18 protein-coding genes are annotated in these 25120 nt (G+C 62.7%); 14 read left to right on the top strand and 4 right to left on the bottom strand.

Translation table 11 applies throughout. The annotated features are described in order from the left end of the window. Positions 1–21: 21 nt before the first annotated feature. Positions 22–450, bottom strand: coding sequence for an NAD(P)H-binding protein (locus Q362_RS24660; RefSeq protein WP_245590276.1), 429 nt, complete (start codon positions 448–450; stop codon positions 22–24). A gap of 215 nt (positions 451–665) precedes the next feature. Next, complete coding sequence (locus Q362_RS21725; protein ID WP_051554476.1) at positions 666–2348, bottom strand: LysM peptidoglycan-binding domain-containing protein; 1683 nt, start codon at positions 2346–2348, stop codon at positions 666–668. Between the two features lie 743 nt (positions 2349–3091). On the opposite strand from Q362_RS21725, the gene Q362_RS0117925 reads away from it, so the two are divergent. The 14 genes from Q362_RS0117925 (at position 3092) to Q362_RS0117860 (ending at position 23261) form a co-directional block, all read left to right on the top strand. Further along, positions 3092–6367: a transglycosylase domain-containing protein gene (locus Q362_RS0117925; RefSeq protein WP_028319722.1), complete on the top strand. Its 3276-nt coding sequence runs from the start codon at positions 3092–3094 to the stop codon at positions 6365–6367. 298 nt (positions 6368–6665) lie between these two features. Continuing rightward, positions 6666–8360, top strand: coding sequence for a hypothetical protein (locus Q362_RS0117920; protein ID WP_157470358.1), 1695 nt, complete (start codon positions 6666–6668; stop codon positions 8358–8360). A 230-nt stretch (positions 8361–8590) separates the two neighbouring features. Further along, positions 8591–9190, top strand: coding sequence for an alpha/beta fold hydrolase (locus Q362_RS0117915; protein WP_028319720.1), 600 nt, complete (start codon positions 8591–8593; stop codon positions 9188–9190). 16 nt (positions 9191–9206) lie between these two features. Beyond that, positions 9207–11696 carry a DNA topoisomerase III gene (locus Q362_RS0117910; RefSeq protein WP_028319719.1) on the top strand — a complete coding sequence of 830 codons (2490 nt, stop codon included), beginning with the start codon at positions 9207–9209 and terminating at the stop codon, positions 11694–11696. A gap of 61 nt (positions 11697–11757) precedes the next feature. Next, on the top strand, positions 11758–12156 hold the full coding sequence (rsfS, locus tag Q362_RS0117905; protein ID WP_028319718.1) for a ribosome silencing factor: 399 nt from the start codon (positions 11758–11760) through the stop codon (positions 12154–12156). A gap of 18 nt (positions 12157–12174) precedes the next feature. After that, on the top strand, positions 12175–13734 hold the full coding sequence (gene gpmI, locus Q362_RS0117900; RefSeq protein WP_028319717.1) for a 2,3-bisphosphoglycerate-independent phosphoglycerate mutase: 1560 nt from the start codon (positions 12175–12177) through the stop codon (positions 13732–13734). 23 nt (positions 13735–13757) lie between these two features. Continuing rightward, on the top strand, positions 13758–15149 hold the full coding sequence (gene thrC, locus Q362_RS0117895; protein WP_028319716.1) for a threonine synthase: 1392 nt from the start codon (positions 13758–13760) through the stop codon (positions 15147–15149). A gap of 30 nt (positions 15150–15179) precedes the next feature. Next, positions 15180–16019: a purine-nucleoside phosphorylase gene (locus Q362_RS0117890; protein WP_028319715.1), complete on the top strand. Its 840-nt coding sequence runs from the start codon at positions 15180–15182 to the stop codon at positions 16017–16019. Next, positions 16016–17347, top strand: coding sequence for an amidohydrolase (locus Q362_RS0117885; protein ID WP_028319714.1), 1332 nt, complete (start codon positions 16016–16018; stop codon positions 17345–17347). Before Q362_RS0117890 ends, Q362_RS0117885 begins: the two co-directional genes overlap by 4 nt. A 72-nt stretch (positions 17348–17419) precedes the next feature. After that, entirely contained in the window at positions 17420–17599 is a 180-nt protein-coding gene (gene tatA, locus Q362_RS0117880; RefSeq protein ID WP_028319713.1) for a twin-arginine translocase TatA/TatE family subunit, read from the top strand. A gap of 45 nt (positions 17600–17644) precedes the next feature. Next, positions 17645–17893 (top strand): Sec-independent protein translocase subunit TatA/TatB, encoded by a 249-nt coding sequence (locus Q362_RS0117875; RefSeq protein WP_028319712.1) that lies wholly within the window; start codon positions 17645–17647, stop codon positions 17891–17893. A 236-nt stretch (positions 17894–18129) separates the two neighbouring features. Further along, positions 18130–19272, top strand: coding sequence for a class II glutamine amidotransferase domain-containing protein (locus Q362_RS0117870; RefSeq protein ID WP_028319711.1), 1143 nt, complete (start codon positions 18130–18132; stop codon positions 19270–19272). Next, positions 19230–20870: a glutamate synthase-related protein gene (locus tag Q362_RS0117865; protein WP_028319710.1), complete on the top strand. Its 1641-nt coding sequence runs from the start codon at positions 19230–19232 to the stop codon at positions 20868–20870. Before Q362_RS0117870 ends, Q362_RS0117865 begins: the two co-directional genes overlap by 43 nt. Positions 20871–20900: 30 nt before the next feature. Continuing rightward, positions 20901–23261 (top strand): FAD-dependent oxidoreductase, encoded by a 2361-nt coding sequence (locus Q362_RS0117860; protein WP_028319709.1) that lies wholly within the window; start codon positions 20901–20903, stop codon positions 23259–23261. Between the two features lie 150 nt (positions 23262–23411). On the opposite strand, the gene Q362_RS23965 is transcribed toward Q362_RS0117860, so the two are convergent. Further along, positions 23412–23579, bottom strand: a complete 168-nt coding sequence (locus Q362_RS23965; protein WP_157470355.1) for a hypothetical protein — start codon at positions 23577–23579, stop codon at positions 23412–23414. A gap of 171 nt (positions 23580–23750) precedes the next feature. Next, positions 23751–24896, bottom strand: a complete 1146-nt coding sequence (locus Q362_RS0117850) for a DUF362 domain-containing protein (protein ID WP_028319708.1) — start codon at positions 24894–24896, stop codon at positions 23751–23753. Between the last annotated feature and the right edge of the window lie 224 nt (positions 24897–25120).

Below are 25120 nucleotides of genomic sequence, written 5' to 3'. Positions count from 1 at the left end.
ATCGTTTCAGAAGGCAGCGGATCATTTCAAAGCTGGCACTGCCCGAGCCGATAACGACTCCAGTCCGGAACCAGATGGTGCGGATCCGGTCGGGCCGGCTGGAGAGGATCCGACCGGGGGAGTTGTGGGTGTCGGCCTGCAGCGAGGCTGCGTCCGCATGGGTGGGACCGCCAAGATGGACGATGTCCGTACTCCCTGGTCGAGGCAGGCTTGGAGAAAATTTTCTGCACTGATTCGGTCGGGATGGGGGAAATCCTGCCCGTCTTCCCCGGCACGGATGAGATAGAAGGCGGTGTCCACGCCGGCCAGCGCCCGCCGGAGATCCGGCAGGCACATGGCGTCGCCTTCGAAGACTTCCGCGCGTTGCCGGGTCTCGCCGGTCAGTTTCCTGGCGTCGCGCACAAAGAGCCGCAGGGAAACATCCTCCCGTTCTCGAAGCCTTTGTTCCAACCGCCGGCCAATATATCCCGTGGCACCGGTAAGCAAAATCGTTCGTTGCAAGGAGGGGGGCTCCTCTTGTGTCGGCTGCGGCGGCCACCGCGAACCGAAACCGCGGTTGGTTTTTCGGAGAAAATGGGAAGGAACGGGACGAAAAATGCGAAGGGGAAAACTCGGCGATCTTAAAAGAGGGGATCAGAGGGCCGCTCCCGGCCCCTGTGCGCCCCTTATCCTTTCTTGACAATCAGCTTGTCACCCGTTTGCAGGGAGTTGCCGCTGAGTTTGTTCCAGTCGCGAATATTCTGGGGAGAGGATTGGAATTTTTTGGCAATGGTTGTCAGGGTGTCGCCTCTTTTCACCACGTACCACGTAGGCGGCTGTTCCTTCTGCGCGGCCACTGCCGGCGTCCGCACGGAGGTCTTCGAGCCGCTGCCGGCTGGCTGCGCCTTGGCAACGCTTCGCTTTTTGGCCGTCTCCAGTGTGGGAACGGAGGCGGTTTTCTTTTTTTCGGCGGTTTCCTTGCTGACAGCGGCGATTTTGGCGGCAGCCGCCGTTTCCTCGGGTTTCTCGGCAAGAGCTGCTGTGGGGAGGGTGGGATACAGGGCCAATTGCTGTCCCTGCTTCACTTTGCTCGGATGGGCGATATTATTCCACCGCAGTATTTGCTGCGGCGAAACACGATACTGCTTGGCGACGGCGGCCAGTGTTTCGCCTGGTTTCATCGTATATTTCACCAATTGCTGGCGGTTGTCTTTGCCGCTGCCTTTGGCCACGCGTTCCGCGGAGGGCTGTCTGTTCTTGGCAAGGACATATTTGGTGCTGGTCGAGGGAATCTGGAGGCGCAGCCCTTTCGGCAACCGTGCGGACCTCAGATTGTTGGCCTTCAGCAGAGTGGTCTTGCTGATATTGTACAGGCTGCAAATGCTGTCCAGAGTGTCGTCCTTTTTGACCGTATGGGTGAGGTACACCGTCGTGGTGACCGGGCGGAGCTTGTCGAGATTGCCGGCGATCAACTCCCTGGTGCCGGTGGGGATGCGCAGGGTGTATTCGCTCTTGGGTGGAGTCTGACCTTTTCTCAGTTCGTTGTTGAGGGCGCGCAATTCTTTCGCCGAGGTGTTGGCGGTGGCGGCCACGACCTCAAGGCTGACCCCGCCGGGGATACTGACGGTTTCATACTCCTGCGGTTTTCTGTAGGAGATGTCGGTGAAACCGTATTTTTCCGGATTGCGGGCAATGATGATGGCGGCGATCAATTTCGGCACGTACCGCTTGGTTTCCATGAAAATCCCTTCGGATGCCGCTATCTCCCAGAAGTCCGTGGCATTGATCGTCTTCAGGGCGGTATCGATTTTTTTCTCGCCGGCATTGTACGCCGCCACGGCGAGATACCAGTCGCCGAACTGGGCATAGAGATTGGAAAGATAGCGCACCGCCGCTCTGGTGGCCTTTTCCGGCTGCCGGCGCTCGTCAACCCAGGAGTCGATCCTGAGACCGTATCGGCTGCCCGTCCCTTCGATGAATTGCCACAGCCCGCACGCCTTGGCCGGCGAATACGCCGACGGATTGTATCCCGATTCGATCATGGCCAGGAAGACCAGATCCCGGGGGAGGCCGGCCTTCTTCAACTCGGCCTCGATGTGGGGCCGGTACATCGTGGAACGGGCCAGCCACTGGGTGAAATAGTTCCGCTGCTTTCCCTGAAACAGTTCAAGATAATAGAGCACCTGCTTGTTGACCATGATGGGGAAATCGTACCTGGCGGGGTCGATGCCCAGCCTTTCCAGGGAGTAGGTCGTACTGATGCCATACTCCCAGGCGCCGGGGGCGTTGAGGGCATCCAGTTCCTCCTGGGCGGTTTCTTCGGGTTCGGCCGAGGAGATTTCCTCATCCTGGAGGTCGGTGGCGGTCACCTCGGCTGCCGGGGATGAGGGCAAGGCCGATTGTTTATTGCGGGATGAACAGGCTGAAAAGGAGAGGCAAAGAAGAACGACGAGACCGTGGGTCAGCAGAGTCGGCAATATTTTCATATGGAGTAGTCGGGTTGGTGTAACCTTATATTGCATTGAAATGATATTGTTTTTCTGCGATCAATTTGACACTGGGCGCAACGTCAGAACAAACAATGCGTTCTTTTTAACTTTTAGCAGAAAGAATGACAAGCAAAAGTATCTGGTTGCGTTGTTTTGCCCCTTTGAGCCCCTGTTGTTTTCTTTGATTTTTTGTCCAACACATGGTGTTTTCCGGTTTTCCGTGCAGTCGCGCCGGCATCGCTCGCCGTCGGGTAAGTCCTTCCGGGGCCTTGATCGGTTCTTTCTCTGTAATTATTTATTTATACAGTAAAAATTATGAATTTTCATTCAGGGGCATGGCAAACGATACCTGCCCGCCAGTTGCGGTGCGGCTGTTCGGTCGCCCCTCGTTTCGTCGAAGACGGCGTTCGTTTTTGGCGACAGAAAAAAAAAGCACTTTTTTTAGCGGAACATGATAAAAACCTCATCACATTTTTGCCGGCGACACATGCGCGGGGAAGAGGCGGCGGCACGGACCGTCGCTGTAGCATTTTTTTTATTGAGATCACACGGTTGAAATGTGAAGCCAGCAGCGGTGTCCTTCATGGGTATGGAGGGGCGGCTGTGGGGAAGGCATCGGAATTATGCTGAAATTCATAAAATACAGTTTTGTCGTCCTGGTGCTGTTCTTTATGCTGGCCGTCGCGATAGGCGCCGGCGGGCTGTATTATGTGGTTGCCATGGTGCCGGCCCCGGAGATCGAGGAGTCGGCCATCAGCGAAATCCTGGGGCGGGAAAGCCCCGTGTATTACCGGGATGGCCAGACCAAGCTGGGGGTGTTGTTCGAGGGGATACACCGCCAGTATCTCACCTACGAGGAGATCCCGAAACATTTCGTCGACGCCCTGCTCGCCGCCGAAGACAATCAGTTCTTCAGTCACTTCGGGGTCGATGTCCCGGGAATTCTTCGGGCGATGCTCGTCAACCTCAAGGCCGGCAAGGTGGTCCAGGGAGGCAGCACCATTACCCAGCAGACCGCCAAGAATCTGTTCAAACGGGAATCGCGCAGCTTTCAGGCCAAGATCAAGGAGCTGCTGTACGCCCTTCGCCTGGAGCACAGATACAGCAAGAAAAAGATCTTCGAATTTTACACCAACCAGTTTTTCGTCAGCGGCAACGGCCACGGGCTCGGCGTGGCGGCCCGGTATTTTTTCGACAAGGAACCCAAGGACCTGACCCTGCTGGAATGCGCCTTCATTGCCGGCAGCGTCAAGCGCCCGAACTACTACAATCCCTTTTTGAAGAAAAATTTGGCCAATGCCGACGAGGTCAGGTCGCGGAATGAAGAACGCGTCCGGTACGTGCTCGGCCAGATGCGCAAGCACGGCATGATCGGCGAGGAGGAATACAACCGCCTGAAGACCAGCGACCTGGAGTTCAAGCAAGGCAGGATGTCCTTTGCCCAGGACACGGCCATGGATCTGGTCAGGGAAGGGCTGGGCACCCCGTTCATCGACGATATTCTCGAACAAAACGGCATTTCCAACATCGCGACCTCCGGTGCCCGGATCGTCACCACCCTCGATCCTGAGATCCAGCGCAGAACGCTCCATGGTCTGCGCCGGCACCTTTCCCAGCTCGATGCGCGCCTGCGCGGTTATGACCGGGCCATGGTGCAGGCCGAATACAAGGAACTGGAATATCAGGGGGACGAAGAACTGCTTCCGGGCAACTTCGTTTTCGGCACGGTCGGGAGCGTGGCGGAAACCCGCGACAAGGGGGCGGAGGTGCGGGTCCAGTTCGATGACGGCCGCATCGAGGGGACGATCGATGCCGCCGGACTGGATCGTCTGGCGGACGCCCAGGCCACATTCAGCCGGGGCGCCCGGACCGCGTCGCCCGCTGACCGGAAGGCCCTGGTTCGGCAGTTGCAGACCGGGGACAAGGTGTACGTCAGCATCCGGGAACGCGGGGTGAACGGGGAGATGCGGCTTGATCTGGAACGGTATCCGCAGGTCGAAGGTGCCGCCTTCGTCCTCCAGGAAGGCGCGGTCCGGGCCATGAGTGGCGGCATGTCCAATCTGAATTTCAACCGGGCCACCACGGCCAAGCGGCTGATGGGGTCGACGTTCAAGACCTTCCTGTTTGCGGCGGCGCTGCAACTGGGCTGGAGTCCGGTGGACATGCTCAGCAACGCCCGGGGAACCTTCTTCTTCATGAACCGTCCGTATGCGCCGCAACCCGATCATGACAGCCCTTTCAACTCGGTGTCGTTGAGCTGGGCCGGCGTCACCTCGGAAAACGTGGCTGCGGTCTGGCTGCTCTACCACCTCACCGACCATCTGACCCCGCCGATGATCCGTGAACTGGCCGCCAAGGTGGACATGGCACCGCGGGTCGACGAGAGCGGCGTCGCCGAGGACTATCGGCACTATAAGGAGCGCATGCGGGATCGGTTCGGCATCCTCCCCTCCCGCCAGTATCTCGATTATGCCGCCTTTGGCGGCGCGGTCAGGGCCTTGCAGCCCGATCTCGTCTTCGAGAACCGCGGCGAGGAGTACGAGCGGTTGATCAAGATGCGATATGACGATTTCCAGAACCTGCGCGCGCTGGTCCCGGCCATGATGGCCTATCGCCAGGGGCTTGCCGGCCCGCCACGCCAACTCGACCTGGATGCCGTTTTCGACAATCCGGAAGCACTGCCGCCGGACGCCGCGGGCAGACTGGTCCGGGATACGGCGGGCCGTTTCATCTTCACCCTGCGGCAGGAGTTGCCCGCCAACTGGACCGCCCTGAGCACCCAGGAGGTGATCGATCAGTTGATCGCCCTCGATTCCGGGCAGTTTGATGCCTTCTGGCAGGAACGGATCCAGCTCGAGGGTATGGTCTCCGCCGCGACCGTTCAGCAGGTGGACGCCCAGCTCAGGAGCGAGCGGGACAAACTGAACCCGGACAAACTCTATTCGCTGGATGTGCTCAGCGAGGTCCGCGATTTCCGGGTGATGCTCGGCTTGCAATATCTGGTGCAGCTGGCCAGGGAATGCGGGATCAACAGTCGATTCGAGCCGGTATTGTCGCTGCCGCTCGGTTCCAACGTGGTGTCGCTGTCCGAACTGACCCGCACCTACGAGACGCTGATCACCGGCAGCCGCCACGATGCCGCCGATGCCCCGACCCTGGCCCAATCCGAACTGGACGGCCATGTCGATCCCGACGGCGCCGCCATCATCGACCGGATCGAAACGCCGGAGGGACGGGTGGTCTATTCCCGCCAGGTCTACAAAACGCGGGTGCTCGACCCCAAAAGCGCGGCGGCGATCAGTAACATCCTGCAGAACGTCATCCCGTACGGAACCGGCAAATATGCCATGGAGCACGTCCGGCTCCGGAGCGACGATCCCGCCCGCGGCAAGGTCCTGGCCAAACTGAACCAGCCCTACCCGCTGCTGGGCAAAACCGGCACGGCCAACGACTACCGCAACGCCGCCTTTGTCGGGTATGTCCCGGTTCTGGCGCCGGATCAGTCGGGACTCAGTCTGCAAGGAGGGTATACGGTGGGCGTGTATGCCGGCTTTGACAACAACGCCCCCATGACGAAACGCGGCTTCCGGGGCACCGGTTCGCAGGGCGCGCTCCCGGCTTGGAGCGCCATTGCCCAGGCCCTCATCGACACGGAAAAAATCGCCGACCGGCTCGATGCGGTGGACCTGACCTTCAATGGCCTGACCCTGCAGTATCCCGACGTGCAGCAGGTCTTCATGCCGGTCGCCCCCTACCAGGGCGGGGCGATGACCGGCGCCGCAGGCCTGCGCCAGGCCACGCCGCCGGCCTCGCCGGCCAGCCTCTGCTTCGGCGCGGTGGGCGCCGGCGGCAGGTTCGAACCCGAACGTCTGTTCCTGCCCTACTGGAAAAACCGCTGACGGCCTGCATCGCTCCGGCGGCACGTTTTTCCGGCGAGGTGGAGAAAGCAATTGTCCGGCGGCGGCTTATTTGCTATCCTGCCACCCGTATTCTCTTCCCTCGTGGTGTTCGACCCCGCGATGGGAAGAGGGAAGAGCAGCCACGCTCTCCGCGCCGTCCCGCCTTGCCGGTACGAGTGACGGCAACCGTTTGCACAGGGCCCGAGCATGCGCGGAAATGCCTGCGGGGTTCTGGGACGACAGGACGCCCCCACCCGTTCTCCCGCGTACGACCTCCTGTAATGGACAAGACCTATCTATGATGCCCTCACTCTCTTCGTCGTGCAAATCGCTGGTACTCCTCTCCTGTCTGTGCGGCCTCATCCTTTCGGGATGCGCCGGCAGCGATATGGTCGATCCCTACGATGCCCGGTCCCAGCGGGAAGCCGCGGCAGGGCGGGAAAAAACGGGACAGCCGCAGACCGAGGTGGTGCGGCGGGATGTGCTGATGCCGGTGATGAGCTCCATCAACGGCCGTATCCGTGCCTATGAACAGAAGGTGGAGGAGTGGCGGGAGGTCGAGCGGAAGACCGCGACCATGAACCTGCCCCAGGAAAAACTGAACCGGATCGACGAGTGCCGCTCCCATCTCCAGCACATCCTGATCGAATACAATGCGCTCCAGCGGCAGCTTCAGCAGGAAACCCGGATCGAGGCGGCCCAGTTGCTCGCCGGCAATTCCCTGCTGCAGCTCAATCAGCAGGATATCGATTATCTCGAGAGCGGCTGCGGCAAGTTCCAGGCCGAACTGAAGAGCGCGGCCCAGACGGTGGTTGCCGCGCCGCCCGATCCGCAGATCAAGGAAGCGTTTGACGGCGGCGACTACGGCCAGGTCATCAATCTCTACGGTCAGGTTGCGGCATCCGGCCAGGTCCCCGCGCCGGCAACCACCTTTCAATACGGCCAGGCGCTGTTGAAAAATCATCAGGAAGCCGAGGCGAACCGGGTCCTGGGCGAACTGCTCGGCCAGATACGGCAGCAGCAAGGCCAGGACGAGTTGCTGCTCCGGCTGCTGCAAAGCGTTGCCGATCTGAATTTCGGCCTGGAAGCGCACGACGAGGCGCGGAAGCATTATGAGGACCTGATCCGGCTTTCCATCGAAAAAGGGGCGCAGCGGGATGAGTGGGCCGGGCTGCAGCTCGCCGCCCTGCTGCCGACGAGCGCCATTCCCCCGGCCGAAATGAAGGAATACAGCTCCCTGCTCAACAATTACCTGGCCTATGTGCCCAAACGGGACGGCTTCAATGTAGTCGAGCGGGCGGATACATTCCTGCGTACCTATCCGACTTCGCACCTGGCGGCCAATGTCAACCTGATCAAGAGAATGACGAGGGAACAGAATGACCGGTGGGTGAATCAGGGCGGCGGGCGGATCGAGGCACAGGCCGGCGGATTGGCGGCGGCGCAACCCGTGGTTCCCGGAACAACGGCGCTGCCGCCGGGCGATTCGACGGGAACGGCCACCGGGCAGTCGGCCGGTGGCGGGTTTGTGACGGCGGTGGCCGACGAGCGGACCCTCCAGGAGGAATACGACCGGGGAGTGGCCCATCTCCAGGCCAGGGAATACGACAAGGCGATCGAACGGTTCAGTCGTCTGCAAAGAACGTCCTACGAAGCCAAGGCCCGTCCCCAGCTCGAGGAGGCCTCCAGGCTCGCGGCCCAGGAGATGCGCCAGAAGGCCGCCGAGTTGTTCGTCCGCGCGAGCAACAGCCGCGATCCCGAGGACAAGCGCAAATTGCTGCTTGCCTCGCGCGATTTGCTGCAAGGCATCCTGGTGAAATATCCCCAGTCGGGATTGACCGACAGGGTGCAAAAGAATCTGGCCCGGATCGAGGCCGAACTGCGGGCGGTCGACGCCACCAATACCGCGCCGCGCCCCGCCGCGAGCGGCGGCGCCTATGTGCCGCCGAAAAGCGGGAGCGGTACGCCTGGCGTTCCCGCGACGACACTGTGACCGGGGCATTCGCCCCCGGTCTCCTGTTTTAAACCGCCCGGAATTCTTCTCTCTCCCGCTCCTGGAACGGTTTCCCCGGGGAGAAGCCGGGGCGTTCCTTTTTTTTTCGCACGCTGAAGGACCGCATTTCTCCCGGTTGACAAAGCCGCGCCGGTCGCTTACTTCTGTGGCTGCTTGCAAGCGCGTGCCGGCAAGAGTGCGGCAATGGATAACTGCCATCGGAGAAGGAAATGGATGCCATTACAGAGAAAACAATCGATTGCGGCGGCTGGACGCTCCATTGCCTCGAATGCGGCAAACCGGATGGCAAGGCGGTCGTCCTGCTGCACGGAATGAAGTTCCAGGCGGCAACCTGGCGGGAACTGGGCACGCTGGAGGTGCTGGCCGGTTTGGGCCTGCGGGTGCTGGCCGTGGACATGCCCGGTTTCGGCAGGAGCCCGGCCGGCGATGTTCAGCCGGTCAAGGCGCTGACCCGCTTTTTCGATCTGCAGGGAGTGGAGCGGGCGGTCCTCATCGGGCCTTCCATGGGCGGCCGCATCGCGCTCGAATTCGCCATCGGCCATCCCGAGAAGGTCGCCGGCCTGGTTCTGGTCGGTGCCGTGGGCGTGGAGGAAAACCGGGCCCGTCTGGCCGAAATCACCGTGCCGAGCCTGATCGTCTGGGGCGGCGAGGATCAGGTTTCGCCGCTGGCCAACAGCGAGATCCTCCTGGCCGGATTGCAGGATGCCCGCCGGGAGATCTATCCCGGTGCCCCGCATCCCTGTTATCTGGCCGAGCCGGAACGATGGCACGCCAGCCTGCGCACCTTTTTCACCGCCCTGCATGCTTGAGGATACCGCCGGCTCCATGGGAAAAACACTGATCATCGCCGAGAAACCGAGCGTTGCCGCCGACATCGTCAAGGCCCTTCCGGGAAAATTCACCAGGGCCAAAACCCATTTCGAAAGCGACGAATACATCATCTCCTTTGCCATCGGCCACCTGGTTTCCATTGCCTATCCCGAGGAGATTGATCCGGAGCTGCACAAGTGGACGCTCGACAGCCTGCCCATCCTGCCCGAGGCGTTTCCCCTGGCGGTGCTGCCCGAAACCAAGGCCCAGTTCAATGCCCTGACCAAGCTGATCCGGCGCAAGGATGTGGACGTGATCGTCAACGGTTGCGATGCCGGCCGCGAAGGCGAGCTGATTTTCAAGTACATCCTCAGACAGGCCGCCAACCGCTCGGTGGAAGTCAAGAAGATCAAGCGGTTGTGGTTGCAGTCCATGACCATGGACGCCATTCGCGACGGCCTGGGCCGCCTCAGGGACGATAGCGAGATGCGGCCGCTGGAGGATACGGCCCTGTGCCGGTCCGAGGCCGACTGGCTGATCGGCATCAACGCCACCCGGGCGCTGACCTGCTACAATTCCCGCTTCGGCGGTTTCCGCAAGACCCCCTGCGGCCGGGTGCAGACCCCGACTCTGTCGCTGCTGGTCAAGCGGGAAATTCAACGGCGCGAATTCGTGCCCCAGACCTACTGGGAGTTGCACGCCCGTTTCGACTGCGGCGCGGTCAGCTACGAAGGGGTGTGGATCGATCCCGATTTCGCCAAGGACGACGAGCAGAGCCAGGGCCGGCGCAACCGCATCTGGGATGCGGAGCGGGCCAAGGCCATCGCTCTCCGCTGCACCGGCCGGCCGGCCACGGTGGAGGAGACGAGCAAGAAGTCGACCAAGGGGGCGCCGCCGCTCTACGACCTCACCCTGCTGCAGCGCGAGGCCAACAGCCGCTTCGGCTTTTCCGCCAAGAACACCCTCGCCCTGGCCCAGGCCCTCTACGAGCGGCACAAGCTGATCACCTATCCCCGGACCGACAGCCGCTGCCTGCCCGAGGATTACCTCCCCACCGTGGAGCAGGTGGTGCGCCGGCAGACCGAGTGGCAGTTCGGCCGCTTCGCCGCCGAGGCCCTGACGAAGAAATACCTGAAGAACGACAAGCGGATCTTCAACAACAAAAAGATTTCGGACCACTTCGCCATCATTCCCACCGCCGGTCTGCCCAAAACCCTGTCCGAACCCGAACTGAAGATCTACCAGATGATCGTGCAGCGGTTCCTGGCCGTCTTCTTCCCGCCGGCGGTCTATCACAACACCCGGCGGCTGTCCCTGGTCGAGGGCGAAACCTTCCTCACCGAGGGCAAGATCCTGGTGGAGCCGGGCTGGCGGGCCATTTACGGGGCGAGCAGCGAGGAGGACGGCGACAAGGAATTGCAGGCCCTGCCGGCCCATACCCCGGTCCGGTGCGAGGAGATCGACCGGCAGGAGCACCAGACCAAGCCGCCCCCCCGGTTCACCGAGGCCACCCTGCTGTCGGCCATGGAAAACTCGGGCAAGCTGATCGACGACGAGGAACTGGCCGAGGCCATGAAAGAGCGGGGATTGGGGACCCCGGCCACCAGGGCGGCGATCATCGAGAAACTGATCAACGAGAAATACATTGTCCGCGAGCACCGCGAACTCACCCCCACCGGCAAGGCCTTCGAACTGCTGAGCCTGCTGGAGGCCAGGCAGATCGATGTGCTGGCCTCGCCCGAGCTGACCGGCGAGTGGGAGTACAAGCTCAACCAGATCCTGAAAGGCGTCATGACCCGGCCGCAGTTCATGCGCGAGATCCGGGCCATGACTGGGGCCATCGTGGCCAAGGTTAAGCAGGGGGGCAGCGGCGAACGGAAGGAGGCCCCGTTTTCCCCGATTGACGGGGGCCGCTTCTACGAGACCGCCTCGGCCTACGAGTCCGAGGACAAGAAGCTGGTCGTCCGCAAGGTGCTGGGCGGTCGGGTGATGACCGTAGAGGAGATCGTCAGCCTGATCAAGGGGGAGACCCTGGGGCCCTTCAGCGATTTTCGTTCGAAAAAAGGCAAGCCGTTTACCGCTTCGGTGCATATTGTCGATTCCAAGGTCGAGTTTGTCTTTGCCGATTCCGGCGACTTCGACCTGGATGCGATCCGCAGCCAGGAACCGCTGGGCGAGTCGCCCATCGACCGGACCAGGGTTTTCGAGACGCCGACCGGATTTCTCTCGGAATCAGCCCTGGAAGGGGATCAGAAAAACGGTTTGCGGATATCGAAAATCATTCTGGGCCGCCGGCTGGACCGGGAGCATGTCAGCCAGTTGCTGGCCACCGGCCGCACCGGGTTGATCAACGGTTTCATTTCCAAGAAGAAAAAGCCGTTTGACGCCTTTCTGCTCCTCGATGCCAAGGGCAAACTCAGTTTTGAATTTCCTCCCCGGGAGAAAAAGGGCGGGGTGAAGGGAGCCGGGAAAGGCTCTCCCCCGCCGACCGGCCGTGAGGAGTGATCGTTTTACAGGCTTGTCCGTTCGGGGCCATTCGGCACGGGCGGCAACCGGCAAGGAAACCATGCGACAGCTAAAGAAAGAATACGAGGAAAAAGAAGGAAGGGAGTTGGCGGCCGCCTGTGCCCGCATCGCCCTGGACACCAAGGCCGAGGATCTGGTGGTGCTGGATGTGCGCGGCCTGGCCTCTTTCACCGATTATTTCGTCATCATGAGCGGCCGGTCCACCCGCCATGTCCAGGGCCTGGCCGAAGCCATCGCCGACGAACTCCACGCCAAGCGGGTCAGCAGCAAGCACAGCGAAGGGCTGCGCGAAGGCTTGTGGGTCCTGCTTGACTTCGGCACAGTGGTGGCCCACATTTTCTACCATGAAAACAGGAAATTTTACGACCTTGACGGATTGTGGCACGACGCCCCCAAACTCGATGTGGCGGAGTTGCTGGCCGGCGCATCGTGCGCATAATGTTCCCGGAGATGGACCATGCCTGCCCCTGTCCCGATCATTCTGACGATTCTCGACGGCTGGGGCGTCGGTGCCCCCACCGCCACCAACGCGGTGTTCGTCGCCCATACCCCGAACATGGACCGTCTGAGCCGCGAGTTCCCCACGACCACCCTCACGGCCCATAACGGCCTGGTCGGCCTGCCGGAGGGACAGATGGGCAACTCCGAGGTCGGCCATCTCAACATCGGTGCCGGCCGGATCGTCTACCAGGACTACACCCGCATCAATCGGGCCATTGACCTGGGCGAGTTTGCCGCCAATCCGGTGTTCAACGAGGTCATGGATCGGGTGCGGACAACCGGTTCCCGGCTCCATCTCTGCGGGCTGGTGTCCGACGGCGGTGTCCACAGTCATATCCGCCATCTGATCGCCCTGATCGAGCTGGCGGCCGCCAAGGGCATCGAGGTGGTGGTCCATGCCTTCATGGACGGCCGGGACACACCGCCCACCAGCGGCCTGGGATTCATGGAAGAACTGATTGTCGCCATGGCCCGCATCGGCTGCGGCCGGGTGGGGACGGTTTCCGGACGGTACTGGGCCATGGACCGGGACAAGCGCTGGGACCGGGTGAAAAAGGCCTGGGATGCCATGGTCTGCGGCCAGGGGCCGACGGCCGTCGATGCGGTGGCCTGCGTCCGGGCGGCCTATGACCGGAACGAGACCGACGAGTTCATTACCCCCACGGTGCTGGTCGACGGCGACGGCGTGCCGGTGGGCCGGATTGCGGACAACGACGCGGTGCTCTTCTTCAATTTCCGCGCCGATCGGGTGCGCGAGTTGTGCCACGCCTTCGGCGATGCCGAGTTCGCCGGGTTCGATCCCGTCTGCCGGCCTCATCTGCTCGTGCTCGCCACCATGACCGAATACGAGGCCGATTTCACCTTTCCCGTCGCCTTTCCCCCGGTCAGCCTGACCCGGATCCTGGGCGAGGAGGTCAGCCGGCACGGCCGGCGCCAGCTGCGGATCGCGGAAACCGAAAAATATGCCCATGTCACCTATTTTTTCAACGGCGGCAACGAGGTGCCTTACGAGGGCGAGGATCGGATCCTGATCAATTCGCCCCGCGATGTCGCCACCTACGATCTCAAACCGCAGATGAGCGCGGTGGAGGTGACCGACACCCTGCTGCGGGTCCTGGCCGAAAAGGAAGCGGCGGGCACGCCTTACGACCTGGTGATCCTCAACTTCGCCAACGGCGACATGGTTGGCCACACCGGGGTGATGGCGGCGGCGGTGATTGCCTGTGAGACCGTGGACGGCTGCGTCGGCCGGATCGAGCAGTTCGTCCGGCAGCGGGGCGGGATCATGCTGATCACCGCCGACCACGGCAATGCCGAGCAGATGGTCGACCCGGAAACCGGCGGCCCGTACACGGCCCACACCGTCAATCCGGTCCCCTGCGTTCTGGTCGCAGACAGGTTGAAGAACAGGACGCTGCGGCCGGGCGGGGCACTCAAGGATCTCGCGCCCACCCTCCTGACCCTGATGGAACTGCCTGTTCCGGCGGAGATGGAAGGGGAGTGCCTGCTGGTCTGACGTTTCTATCGAAGGAAGAAAATATGCGCTATATCAGCACCCGGGGCGGCATCGCGCCCCTGCGATTTCAGGATGCGGTGATGATGGGCCTGGCCAGGGACGGCGGCCTGTTGTTGCCCGAGACCCTGCCGACGGTGGCCGCCGACATGCTCGACCGCTGGCAGCATCTGCCCTACCAGTATCTGGCCAGGGAGATCCTGTCGCTCTTCATCGACGACATCCCGGACAACGACCTCGAAGACCTGATCGAGCGGGCCTATGCCAGCTTCACCCATCCTCAGGTGACGCCGATGACCAAACAGGGCGAGGTCTACATCCTGGAACTCTTCCACGGCCCGACCCTGGCCTTCAAGGACGTGGCCCTGCAACTGCTCGGCAACCTGTTCGAGTACGTGCTCGCCCGCACCGGCGGCTTCATGAACATTCTCGGCGCCACCTCGGGCGACACCGGCAGCGCCGCCATCGCCGGGGTGCGGGGCAAGAACAACATCGACATCTTCATCCTCCATCCGCACGGCCGCACCAGTCCGATCCAGGCCCTGCAGATGACCACGGTGCTCGACCCCAACGTGTTCAACATCGCGGTGCGCGGCACCTTCGACGACGCCCAGGCCATCGTCAAGGCCATTTTCAACGACCTCGACTTCCGCGACCGCTACCGCCTGGGCGCGGTCAACTCGATCAACTGGGCCCGGGTCCTGGCCCAGGTGGTCTACTATGTCTACGCCTATCTCAAGCTGCGCAAGCTGGGCCACGACAGCGTTGATTTTTCCGTGCCCACCGGCAACTTCGGCGACATCTTCGCCGGCTACGTCGCCCGCACCCTGTTGCCGCGCGGCTGCATCCATAGCCTGATCCTGGCCACCAACGCCAACGACATCCTCACCCGGTTCGTCGCCAGGGGCGATTACTCGCGTGGCCAGGTGCAGGCAACCAGCAGCCCGTCGATGGACATCCAGATCGCCTCGAACTTCGAACGCTACCTCTACTATCTGCGCGGCGAGGACGGCGGTGCGGTCAAACGGGACATGGACGGCTTCGCCGCCACCGGCCGGCTCGATCTCGCCGCCTGCCGGCAACGGGTGGCCGAGGATTTCCGCTCCCGTTCGGTTTCCGAGGTGGAGACCCTGGCCACCATCGGCGATTTCCATCGGCAGTACGGTTACCTCCTCGATCCGCACACCGCGGTCGGGGTCAAGGCGGCGCTTGAACTGCGCGACCCGGCCCGGCCGGTGGTCTGCCTGGCCACCGCCCATCCGGCCAAGTTCGGCGCGGCCGTGAGCCGGGCCATCGGCAGCCAGCCGCCGCTGCCGCCCGCTCTGGCCGACCTGGAAAACCGCGACAGCCGCTGCACCGTGCTCGACGCCGACCTCGGCGCGATCAGGGACTTCGTTGCCGCCAATGCCCTGCAATGAGCGCTGGCAGGCACCCGGAGCACGGCGGCAATGATTGACATGAGCCGATACCGGCAGCAGGTCGAGGAGGCGGTCGCCTTCATCCGTTCCCGTCTGGCCGAACCGCCCGAGGTGCTGATCCAGTTGGGCACCGGCCTGGGTGAACTGGTCCGGGCGATGCACGTGGACTGCTCCCTGTCCTACGCCGAAATTCCCCATTTTCCCCGGTCCACGGTCGCCAGCCATGCCGGCAACTTGGTGGTCGGCCAACTGGCCGGCAAGCGGACCGCCATCCTGCAGGGCCGCTTTCACTGCTATGAAGGGTATGCGGCGCGGGAGGTGGCTTTTCCCATCCGGGTGCTGGCCCTGCTGGGGGCGCACACCGCCATCGTCACCAACGCCAGCGGCGGCCTCAATCCGGCCTTCCGGCCCGGCCACATCATGGTGCTGGCCGACCATCTCAACCTGCTGGGCGACAATCCCCTGCGCGGCCCCAACATCGACTCATGGGGTCCGCGTTTTCCCGACCTGTCCACCCCGTACGAGCCCGGCCTCCGCCAACTCGTTCTCCGGCTGGCCAAACGCCTGGGACTCGACGAGGTGGTCAGCGGCACCTATGGCTGCATCCCCGGCCCGAGCCTGGAAACGCCGGCCGAGACCCGATTTTTGCGGATGATCGGCGCCGATGCCGTGGGCATGTCGTCGGTGCCCGAAATCCTGGTGGCGCTGCATGCGGGCATGCGGGTGCTGGGCCTGTCGGTGGTGGCCAACGTCAACGACCCCGATCATTTTCAGCCGATCCTGCTCGACGACATCATTGCCGCGGCCCGCAGGGCCGAGCCGCGGTTGCAGCAGTTGATCATCCAGACCCTGGCGGAGTTGACCCCATGAACGAGACCGCGGCGGACCTCATTCTTACTGGACGCTATCTGCTGACCATGGACGAGGGGCAGTCCCTCATCGAGGAGGGCGGCGTGGCCATCGGCGGCGACACCATCCTGGCGGCGGGCAAGGCCGCCGAGTTGACGGCCCGCTTTCCGGGGGCGCAGGTGATCGCCGAGCCGCACGGGCTGATCATGCCCGGACTGGTCAACGTCCACACCCATGCGGCCATGTCCCTGTTCCGCGGGCTGGCCGACGACCTGCCCCTGATGCGCTGGCTGCACGACTACATCTTTCCGGTGGAGGCCGGCCTCACCGGCGAGGTGGTCTATCAGGGCACCCTGCTGTCGATCTGCGAGATGATCAAGTCCGGGACCACCTCGTTCTGCGACATGTACCTCTTTGCCGGGGATGTGGCCAGGGCCGCCGAGAAGGCGGGCATGCGGGCCTGGATCGGCGAGGTCCTCTACGATTTCCCCTCACCCAACTACGGCGAGCTGGCAAACGGCTTCGCCTACACGAAGGACCTGCTCGACCGCTACCGCGACCATCCGCTGGTCACCGTCACCGTGGACCCGCATGCGGTCTACACCTGCTCGCCCGACCTGCTGACCCGCCTGGGAACCATGGCCGGGGACGAGGGCGCGCTCTATGTGATCCATCTCAGCGAAAACGAGGAGGAGGTGCGGACCTGCCGCGAACGCTACGGCCGCACCCCGGTGGCGCATCTGGAGGCGCTTGGCCTGCTCGGACCGCGGCTGGTGGCCGATCACTGCGTCATGCTCACGCCCGGTGAGATCGCCCTTTTGGCAGAACGGGGCGTCAAGGTGGCCCATTGCCCGGAATCGAACCTGAAGCTGGCTTCCGGCATCGCCCCGGTGGTGCAGATGCTGGAGGCGGGGATCTGCGTGGGCTTGGGCACCGACGGCAGCGGCTCCAACAACGATGTCGACCTGTTCGGCGAGATGAACACTGCCGCCAAGATCCACAAGGTGGACCGGATGGACCCCACGGTGATGAGTGCCGCGACCACGCTGCATGCCGCCACCTTGGGCGGCGCCGGGGTGCTGGGCGCCGACCGCCTGATCGGCAGCATCGAGCCGGGCAAGAAGGCCGACTGCATCGTCCTCGACCTCGACCAGCCGCACCTGATCCCCCTCTACCACCCTGTATCCCATCTGGTCTATGCCGCCCGGGGCAGCGATGTCATCCATTCGGTGATCAACGGCCGCTTGGTCATGCGAAACCGCCGCCTGCTCACCCTCGACGAGCCGGCTATCCTGGCCCGTGCCGCCGAGATCGGGGCCGGGTTTCATCCGGGCCGCGATGGCGGTTGACAGGGGAACGGCCGGAGTGCTATTATCAGGTTCTTTCGCTCTTCTTTGCTTCTTTTTCTATGAGGTGTCGCCATGTTCGGACTCGGAATGCCTGAACTGATCATTATTCTGGTTATTATCGTCATTATCTTCGGGGCCGGCAAACTGCCGGAAATCGGCAGCGGAATCGGCAAGGGCATCCGCAATTTCAAGGAATCGGTCAAGAAAGACGAGCCCAAATCTCTGGACAACGACAAAGACAAGGAGGCGTGAACCGTCCCGCCCACCTTCCCCCCTCTCTCCACACCCGGTGTCGCCATGTTTGGACTTGGAACCCCTGAGTTGATTGTCATCCTGTTGATTGCCTTTCTTCTTTTCGGCAGCAGAAAACTGCCGGAAATCGGTGCCGGTCTCGGCAAGGCTATCGGCTCCTTCAAAAAGGGGCTGAACGAGGTTGAAGAGGCCAAGGACGACCTCGCCAAGAGCCTGCCCGTAGTCAAGGAAATCACCGAGGTTAAGAAATCGCTGGACCAGGCCGGGAAAATCACCGGCGTTTCCGACAAGTGATCGTCGGCGTTCCCCCGGCACCATGAGACCGGCCCGGCGAAATCCCGCCGGTTTCCCGGAAAACCCTTTCCTTTAGCGCTTGACAACCACCCCCCTTTTCAGTAAATGCTTTTCTCCGCACCAATTGTCAAATCTGTGAATCAGTAGTTGCAAAAATGTATTTAATTTTACATTTTTGTTAATATCTCTTCGTGATTGTCATGCCCTGATCACGAATGACCGTTCAGGAGCCGTTCATGTGCCGATTAGCTCTCAAAAGCGCAGACACCCCTTTTTCCCCCTACGAAGTGCTCACCGCCATGGAGGCCATGCAGGAGGGCTATGACGGCAGCGGCCTCGGCCTGCTGCTGCGGGGCGTGGAGTTCGAGGAATTCAAGCTCAAGCCGCACCATGTGGTTCTCTCCGGCATTGCCCACACCGAGGCGGCCTTCCACCGGCTCACCGACTGGATGGGGGCGCAGGGGTTCCAGGTCAAGTATGCCCACGAATTCGACCGCAAACCCCAGTTGATCGAGGCCAAGGACCGGTTCAACTACCTGGTCCGGGTCTATCGGATGCCCGAGGCCTGGGCAAGCCTGACCCCGGAGCAGATCGACGACAAGCTGCTCGAAACCCGCCTGGCCATCCGTCGGGACGGCGATGCCCATGGCGGCGATGTCACCGTGTTTTCCCTGTATCGCGACGTGGTGATGATCAAGGAGGTCGGCTGGCCGCTGGAAGTCGGCGACGCGCTCGGCCTTGCGGACGGGCGCATCAAGGCGCGGGTGGTCATGGCCCAGGGGCGGCAGAACACCAACTACGGCATCAATCTCTACGCCTGCCATCCCTTCTTCATCCAGGGCATCGCCACCATGACCAACGGCGAGAACACCGCCTTCGTGCCGATCAAGGAATGGCTGCTGGGCAAGAATATCCCCGGTTATCTCGGCTATCATTCCGATTCCGAGACCTTCACCCATATTCTTCACTACGTGACCAGGAAGCTGAAGCTGCCGCTGGAGCTGTACAAACACGTCATCACCCCGCTGAAGACCGAAGAGCTGGACGCGCACCCCAACGGCGATTTCCTTAAAGGCCTGCGCACTGCCTGCCGCCGTCTGATCATCGACGGCCCCAACGCGGTCATCGGCACCCTGCCCGATGAAACCTGCCTGTTGGTGATGGATCAGAAGAAGATGCGACCGTCCACGGTCGGCGGCCGGCCGGGTGCCTGGGCCATCGCCTCGGAGATGTGCGGGGTCGACGCCATGGTGCCGGACCGCGATCCCTCCCTCGACTTCCAGCCCATGCGCGAGCACACCGTTATCATTCCACCCGAACGCAAGGAACTTATAGTATGGTCTCAGTTCGATCAATTTACACTTCCCCAAGCAGCCTGACCTACCACGATCTTCCCTGGATCATCGAGCACCGGGAGGATCGCTGCACGCTCTGCGGCCGCTGCACCTCCGTGTGTCCGGTGGGGGCCATCTCACTGTCCCATTTCCGTCAGCGGGTGCCCAAACTCGACGTTCTCCAGAAGAGGCGGGGCAACGAATACCGTCATTTCACCGGCATCCACCAGAACACGGCGATTGAGAAGCGGTGCATCGGCTGCGGCATGTGCGCCTCGGTGTGTCCCAACGAGGCCATCGGCCCGCACGCCAACGACAACGAACACCGGTCGGTCTTCCACATCAACCAGAAGGGCGATGCCTACAAGCGCGGCGGTCGGCGCAATGCCCCCGGCAGGACCGTGCTCGACCGGATGCAGTTCGGTCGCATATCCATGCTGACCGATCCGGCGCTCGATGCCGGCCGGCACGAGTTCAACATCAACACCATCCTTGGCCGGGTGCTGCCGCCGGAGGAATTCCTCCGCCGCAAGCTGGCCGGCGAGTGGATTCCGCCGACCCGGGAAATTTTTCCGTTCATCATCGGCTCGATGTCGTTCGGTGCCCTGTCGCCCAATATGTGGCTCGGCCTGCTCCAGGGCGTGGCCTACTGCAACGAGGTGCTGGGCATCCCCGTGGTCATGGCCACCGGCGAGGGCGGCTGCCCACCCTGGGTGCTGAAGAGCCCCTTCCTCAAATACATCATCCTGCAGATCGCCTCGGGCTACTTCGGCTGGGACGAGATTATCCGCGCCATCCCCGAGATGCAGTGCGATCCGGCCGCCATCGAGATCAAGTACGGCCAGGGCGCCAAGCCCGGCGACGGCGGCCTGCTGATGTGGTTCAAGGTCAGCAAACTGATCGCCCGGCTGCGCGGCGTGCCCGAAGGGGTCGATCTGCCGTCGCCGCCGGTGCACCAGACGCTCTACTCCATCGAGGAGAGCGTCATGAAGATGATCCAGACCATGTCCATGGCCTTTGGTTTCCGGGTGCCGGTCTATCCCAAGATTTCCGGTTCGACCTCGGCCAAAGCCGTGCTCAACAACCTGGTGCGCAACCCCTATGCCGGCGGCCTGCTGATCGACGGCATCGACGGCGGCACCGGCGCCGCCTACAACGTCAGTATGGACGCCACCGGCCACCCGATCGCCTCCAACCTGCGCGAGTGCTACCTCGATCTGGTCCGCCAGGGCCGGCAGAACGAGATCCCGCTGTTCGCTGCCGGCGGCATCGGCAAGAACGGCAACGTCGCCCAGAATGGCATGGCCCTAGTCATGCTCGGCGCCTCCGGCGTCCATATCGGCAAATACATCATGCAGTCCTGCGCCGGTTGTCTGGGCAACGAGATGGGGCGCTGCAACGTCTGCAACGTCGGCCTGTGCCCCAAGGGCATCACCAGCCAGAACCCCAAGCTCTACCGCCGCCTCGACCCGGACGAGGTCGCCCAGCGGGTGGTCGACGTGTTCATGACGATCCGCACCGAAATCAAGAAGATCATGGCGCCGCTCGGCCGCTCCCAGAGTCTGCCCATCGGCATGTCAGACGCGTTGGGCATCGACGACAAGGCTATCGCGGAACGGTTGCAGATCAACTACGTTTGCTGATCCAGGTCTTCAACAGGACTTTTTGACATTATGAGCGAAACACAACCCACCACACGCACTGTCCGCGGCCGCGACGCCAATAACAAGCGGATTTCGTCCAAGATTTTCGAGGAAGAGGTCCGGGCGGCGGCGGCCGTTGCCGACGAATTGATTCTCGAATCCTACGGCCAGCACAACATCGGCCTGCGGCTCGGTTCCAAGGAACGGCCGCTGACCATCCGGGTCAAGGGGCCGGCCGGCCAGCGGCTCGGCTGCATGGGCATGCACGGCGCGACCATCATCTGCGAGGGCTCGGCCTCGGACGATGTCGGCTACCTCAACATCGGCGCCGACGTCATCGTCAAGGGCGATGCCACCAACGGCGTCTGCAACGCCATGGCCGGCGGCCGGGTGATGATCGGCGGCTCCATCGGCGCCCGCGGCCTTACCATGACCAAGTGGAACCCGGACTACGACCGGCCGCAGATGTGGGTGCTCGGTTCGGTGGGCGACACCTTCGCCGAATTCAACTGCGGCGGCATCGGCGTGGTGTGCGGGGTCGATCCCAAGAATCCGGGGAGCGTGCTCGGCTACCGGCCCTGCGTCGGCATGGTGGGCGGCAGGATCTATTTCCGCGGCGAGACCGACGGCTCCTATTCCCAAAACAACGCCAAGCTGGGGCCGCCGAACGACGAGGAATGGCAGTGGCTGATCGAGCGGCTGCCCGAATTCCTGGCGGGCATCGACCGGAGCGAGCTGCTGCCGGCGCTGTCGGTGCGCGAGGAATGGCAGGTGCTGGCGGCCATCACCCCGCAGGAGCGGGCGCTGATGTTTGCCGGCCCCATGCCCATGGCCGAATTCCGCCGCCGCATCTGGGACCAGGGCTTCGGCGGCGGCGATCCCCTGCGCGATATCGCCCCCGGTCTGGAGCGCGATGCCATCGGCGTGATCGAGACCGGCGAATTCCGGCGGCGCAAGCCGTTTTGGGCTAACCGCGACGCGGCCGCGCCCTGCACCTTCTTCTGCCCGATCCACATCCCGACCATCGACCGCCTGCGTCTGATCCGCGAGGGCCGCACCGACGAGGCCTACGAGATGCTGCTGCGCTACACCCCGTTCCCGGCCTCGGTGTGCGGCACCATCTGCCCCAATCTCTGCATTCAGAACTGCTCCCGCGAGAAGATCGACTATTCCATCGACGCCTCGGTGCTCGGCCGCTCGGTGCAGGCGGTGGCGCCGCCGGAGGCGAAACCGGCCATCGGCAGGAAAGTGGCGATCATCGGCGGCGGTCCGGCGGGCATGGCCGTGGCCTGGCATCTGGCGCTGAACGGCGTCGAGGCCCATATCTTCGAGCGCGACACCAGGCTGGGCGGCAAGCTGGCCCAGACCATTCCCTGGGAACGCCTGTCCCAGGCCGTGTGGGACGTGGAGATCGAGCGTTTCCTCAAGACGAAGAACCTGCATGTCAACCTGGGCGTGGACATGAGCAGGGACAAGGTCGAGGAACTGAAAAAGGCGTTCGATTACGTGGTGGTGGCGGTGGGCACCCATCAGCCGCGCACGCTTTCGTTTCCCGGCCATGAGCGGGTCATCCCTGCGCTCACCTACCTCAAGGCGGCCAAGAGCGAGCAGCCGCTGGCCACCGGCAAGCAGGTGGTGATCATCGGCGCCGGCAACGTTGGCTGCGACGTCGCTGCCGAGGCCTATCGCCTGGGCGCCGATCAGGTGACCCTGGTCGATATCCAGAAACCGCTGGCCTTTGGCAAGGAACGCGCCGCGGCCGAAACCCTGGGCGCCACCTTCAAGTGGCCGTTCATGACCCGCGAGGTCACCGCCGCGGGCGTGGTCGGGGCCGACGGCACCGTGCTGCCCGCCCAGACCGTGATCATCTCCATCGGCGATATCCCCAGCCTGCCTTTCCTGCCGGAGTCGGTGGAAGTGGTCAAGGTCGCGGGTTCTGCCTGGATCAAGACCGACGAAGCCGGCCGGACTAGCGATGCCAAAATCCTGGCGGTGGGCGACGTCGAGAAGCCCGGTCTGGCGACCAACGCCCTGGGGGCCGGCAAGCGCACCGCCGAATACCTGTTGGCCACCTTCAAGGGCGAGACCTGGATGCCCTTCCGCCAGCGGTTGATCAACTACGAGGATCTGACCCTGGCCCACTACGATCCGGTCGCCGATCGGGGGCTTACCGAGGACCAGCAGGCGGCCCGCTGCCTGAGCTGCGGCTCCTGCCGTGATTGCCATCTCTGCGAGACCGTCTGTCCGACCGGCGCCATCTCCCGCCGGGACGTCGTTCCCGGTCCGGACAAGGTGGATTACGAGTATGTCTCGGACGACGACAAATGCATCGCCTGCGGCTTTTGCGCCGATACCTGCCCCTGCGGCATCTGGGTGATGCGACCGTTTTAATTCAGTCTGATTCTTAAAAATCGACGCCCCCTGATCGCATCGCGGTCAGGGGGCGTTTTTTTTTGAGCGAACGGATTTTCCCGCCCGTGGCTTCCAAAAAATAATGGGCGGTTCAGCGAAAATTCGGGGCAGGGGTAGCTGCAGGCCCGGTCAGACCAGCTTTTCGGCCTCCTCGATGGAGCGTTTGAAACGCTCGGTCGAGAAGCGCAACTGGCAGCCGGGGCAGCAGTTACCGGGCTTTTTGAACCAACCGGCGGTGTTGTTCATCCTGATGCCGCATTTGGGGCAGGTGACGGTGATGTTCTTGTCCTCCATCATGGTGTTCTCCTTGCAAAGAAAGAATAAATGAGCCTGACGGCCTGACAAATCGTTTCGTGCTCGCAGTTTCCGGATGCCATGCCATATTCATTTCCCGGTCCGGCGCCAACGCTCTTGTGACCGCCTCGACGCACACCGCCGCAAATCGAACGGAGTGTCTGTGCCCCGATGTCAGATGGCCTCGATCACATAGTCCGTCGTCCCCAGGCCGATCTTCTCGGCATAGGCAAACTGGTGCTCCCAGGGGATATGGGGATAGACGGCGCGGATCTTGTCCGTGGTGTCCGCGGCCCGCGCCAGACAGGAGGTCGACAGGACCGGCTGTTTGTTCATGAGGTCCACCGAGGCCTTGTCGAGGGCGACAGGGTCGGTGGCGGCCAGGATGCCGATATCGCCGACAATGGGCGCGTCGGCGTAGGAATGGCAGTCACAGGCCGGAGAAATCTGGGTGAGGAAATTGATGAACAGCGACTTCTCCCGCTTACCGTGGAGCACGGCGGCGGTATAATCGACCATCCGTTCCAGGAATCCAAGGATGTCGCCGGACCAGTCCACGTTCAGGGCGCCCTGCTTGCAGGCGTGCAGGCACATGGCGCAGCCCACGCATTTTTCCTTGTCGACGCGGGCCAGGCGGGTGATTTTCGGATTGGGGGATCGTTCCGCTTCGGTCCGGTCCACGAGGCTGAGCGCACCGTGGATGCACTGACGCAGGCACAGGCCGCAGCCGATGCATTTTTCCGCCGCGACCACCGGCGAGACGGTGCTGTGCTGGGCCATCTTGCCCCGTCGCGAGCCGCCGCCCATGCCGACGTTCTTCATGGCGCCGCCGAAGCCGGCCATCTCGTGCAGCTTGAAATGGGCGACCGAGACAAGGACATTGGCGTGGACCAGGGCCGCGCCGATATAGGCCGTGTCGAAATGGGCCGACTCTATCGGTACCTCGACCTCGTCCCTGCCGTGCAAGCCGTCGGCGATGATCAACGGCGCGCCGATCGAGGAGTAGCCGAAACCGTTGTAGACGGCGGTGTTGAGATGATCCACCGCGTTGCCCCGCTCGCCCACGTAAAGGGTGCCGGCATCGGTCAGAAAGGGTTTGCCGCCCGTTTTTTTGATCGCCTCCACCACGGGGCGGACAAAGAGGGGGCGCACGAAGGCGGTGTTGCCCAACTCGCCGAAGTGCAGCTTGATGGCGGTCAGGTCGTCCTTGGCGATGATGTGTTCCAGCCCGGCCTTGCGCATCAGGGTGCGGAGCCTGGGAAGCATCCCCTGGGACCGCTTCGCGTTCAAATCCATGGAATAGACGGGTACCGGTGCCATGCGTGTCTTCTCCTTTGCCGCTTCACGCTTGAGATAAAAAGAGATTGTCCAGACGAGCGTGCCGCGACCGATGGCGCCGGGGACAGCCATATCCCCGGAATTTTCACGCTCTTTGAAAAATCTACTCCAGTCCTTGCGGATTGAGTAGCTTTAGTGATTATCCACAAATAATTTGCTCGCAATTTTCCCACCTCCAGCTAATATCCGTTGAAACCAAGCAACGG

It is taken from the genome of Desulfobulbus elongatus DSM 2908 (assembly GCF_000621145.1).
In the GTDB taxonomy this organism is placed as follows: domain Bacteria; phylum Desulfobacterota; class Desulfobulbia; order Desulfobulbales; family Desulfobulbaceae; genus Desulfobulbus; species Desulfobulbus elongatus.
This window is presented reverse-complemented; position numbering and strand designations above follow the sequence as displayed.

Coding starts and splice junctions, on each gene's coding strand:
- Q362_RS0117925 (WP_028319722.1), top strand. CDS start 3,092: ATGCTGAAATTCATAAAATACAGTTTTGTCGTCCTGGTGCTGTTCTTT.
- Q362_RS0117920 (WP_157470358.1), top strand. CDS start 6,666: ATGATGCCCTCACTCTCTTCGTCGTGCAAATCGCTGGTACTCCTCTCC.
- Q362_RS0117915 (WP_028319720.1), top strand. CDS start 8,591: ATGGATGCCATTACAGAGAAAACAATCGATTGCGGCGGCTGGACGCTC.
- Q362_RS0117910 (WP_028319719.1), top strand. CDS start 9,207: ATGGGAAAAACACTGATCATCGCCGAGAAACCGAGCGTTGCCGCCGAC.
- rsfS (WP_028319718.1), top strand. CDS start 11,758: ATGCGACAGCTAAAGAAAGAATACGAGGAAAAAGAAGGAAGGGAGTTG.
- gpmI (WP_028319717.1), top strand. CDS start 12,175: ATGCCTGCCCCTGTCCCGATCATTCTGACGATTCTCGACGGCTGGGGC.
- thrC (WP_028319716.1), top strand. CDS start 13,758: ATGCGCTATATCAGCACCCGGGGCGGCATCGCGCCCCTGCGATTTCAG.
- Q362_RS0117890 (WP_028319715.1), top strand. CDS start 15,180: ATGATTGACATGAGCCGATACCGGCAGCAGGTCGAGGAGGCGGTCGCC.
- Q362_RS0117885 (WP_028319714.1), top strand. CDS start 16,016: ATGAACGAGACCGCGGCGGACCTCATTCTTACTGGACGCTATCTGCTG.
- tatA (WP_028319713.1), top strand. CDS start 17,420: ATGTTCGGACTCGGAATGCCTGAACTGATCATTATTCTGGTTATTATC.
- Q362_RS0117875 (WP_028319712.1), top strand. CDS start 17,645: ATGTTTGGACTTGGAACCCCTGAGTTGATTGTCATCCTGTTGATTGCC.
- Q362_RS0117870 (WP_028319711.1), top strand. CDS start 18,130: ATGTGCCGATTAGCTCTCAAAAGCGCAGACACCCCTTTTTCCCCCTAC.
- Q362_RS0117865 (WP_028319710.1), top strand. CDS start 19,230: ATGGTCTCAGTTCGATCAATTTACACTTCCCCAAGCAGCCTGACCTAC.
- Q362_RS0117860 (WP_028319709.1), top strand. CDS start 20,901: ATGAGCGAAACACAACCCACCACACGCACTGTCCGCGGCCGCGACGCC.
- Q362_RS23965 (WP_157470355.1), bottom strand. CDS start 23,579: ATGATGGAGGACAAGAACATCACCGTCACCTGCCCCAAATGCGGCATC.
- Q362_RS0117850 (WP_028319708.1), bottom strand. CDS start 24,896: ATGGCACCGGTACCCGTCTATTCCATGGATTTGAACGCGAAGCGGTCC.